At 65.0% G+C, this 1106-nt stretch carries 1 pseudogene; it reads left to right on the top strand.

Annotated features, from left to right (window positions below):
* Positions 1-120: 120 nt before the first annotated feature.
* Positions 121-963: pseudogene (locus DN412_RS42915) on the top strand (transposase); the annotation flags it as partial.
* Positions 964-1106 lie beyond the last annotated feature (143 nt).

The following is a 1106-nucleotide window of genomic DNA, read 5'->3' as shown; positions in this document are numbered from 1 at the left end:
TCGTATTCTGCCCCTGAAGGGTTGTGTCAGGCGTGTTCATTTGCGTGCTCCTTTGGGAGAAACGAGATTGCGAATCTTCGTTTTACTCCAGGGGCTTGCCTCCGCGGCCCTTCATAGTATCTCCAGCTCAGCGAAGTGCTCACCGATGTGATGGGCATGACCGGGCAGGCCATCGTGCGGGCGATTGTGGCGGGCGAGCGTGACCCCAACATGCTGGCACGGCATCGCCATGGACGCGTCAAGGCCAGCGAGCGCGATATCGCGCGGGCGCTGACGGGCAACTGGCGCGAGGAGCACCTCTTCGTGCTCGGGCAGGCCCTGGCGATGTTCGACAGTCTCGCCCAGCGCATCATCGAGTGCGACGCGAAGATCGAGGCGTTGCTCGCGCCGCTGGGCTGTCATGAGGTCGAACTTGGCGGGCCGGGCAAGCGGCGCGGCAAGAACACTCCGGCCTTCGACCTGCGTACCGCGCTGGCGCGCTGGGCCGGCGTCGACCTCACCCGCATCAACGGCCTGGCGGTCACCTCGGTGCTGACGGTGCTGTCGGAGATCGGGCCGGACCTGCGCCGCTTTGCCAACGTCAAGCACTTCTGCTCGTGGCTCGGGCTGTGTCCCGGCACCAAGATCAGCGGCGGCAAGGTACTCAGTGCGCGCACCCGGCGCTCGACCAACCGGGTGCGCCAGGCGCTCAAGCTCGCGGCCATGAGCCTGTCGCGCAATGGTTCGGCACTCGGCGCGTTCTACCGGCGCCTGTGCGCCCGCATGGACAAGCCGCGCGCCAATACCGCTGTGGCCCATAAACTCGCGCGGATGGTGTACTTCATGCTCACCCGCGGTGAAGCCTTCGTCGACCAGGGCCAGCAGCATTATGAAGAGCAGCAACGCCAGCGCAGCATCGCCGCACTCAGGCGGCGTGCCGCGGCCCTCGGATTTCAGGTTAATCCGGTGGAGGTGGCCGCCTAACCCCAGCCGCCCTCAGTTTGGTTTCTCATGAGCATTTCAAGGCCCTTCCGGCCCCGGCGTGGGCGGAGAAACGATGACTTGTGGTTATTAAGCGGGTCATCGTTATGCCCATGTTGTCGGGTTTCAGCCAGGCACGCGCCTTG

Source organism: Cupriavidus lacunae (assembly GCF_003353055.1).
Lineage (GTDB): Bacteria > Pseudomonadota > Gammaproteobacteria > Burkholderiales > Burkholderiaceae > Cupriavidus > Cupriavidus lacunae.
This window is presented reverse-complemented; position numbering and strand designations above follow the sequence as displayed.